This window comes from Allobosea sp. ASV33, from assembly GCF_016428755.1.
GTDB lineage: Bacteria > Pseudomonadota > Alphaproteobacteria > Rhizobiales > Beijerinckiaceae > Allobosea.
The window spans coordinates 1-315 of sequence record NZ_JAELTI010000291.1; the positions used below are offsets into that span (position 1 = coordinate 1).

Here is a 315-nt window from a genome sequence, read left to right on the forward strand (position 1 = left end):
AGATGAGCCTCGCGATGCGCCTTCTCCACGGCATCGGGCCGCACGCCACCTTCGTCCATCGCCAGCGGCACCAGCCCGATGCCGAGCCGGGCGGCGATGCCCTTGATGAAGGGATAGGTCAGGGCCTGTCTCTTATACACATCTCCGAGCCCACGAGACTCTAGGCGCGATCTCGTATGCCGTCTTCTGCGTGTAAAGGGGGGGGGGGGGGGGGGGGGGGGGGGGGGGGGGGGGGGGGGGGGGGGGGGGGGGGGGGGGGGGGGGGGGGGGGGGGGGGGGGGGGGGGGGGGGGGGGGGGGGGGGGGGGGGGGGGGG

1 protein-coding gene is annotated in these 315 nt (G+C 76.8%); it reads right to left on the reverse strand.

Going from position 1 to position 315, the window contains the following annotated elements:
• Positions 1–132: 132 nt before the first annotated feature.
• A partial coding sequence (locus JHD80_RS27655; RefSeq protein ID WP_199093814.1) for a hypothetical protein occupies positions 133–315 on the reverse strand: 183 nt, incomplete at its 5' end.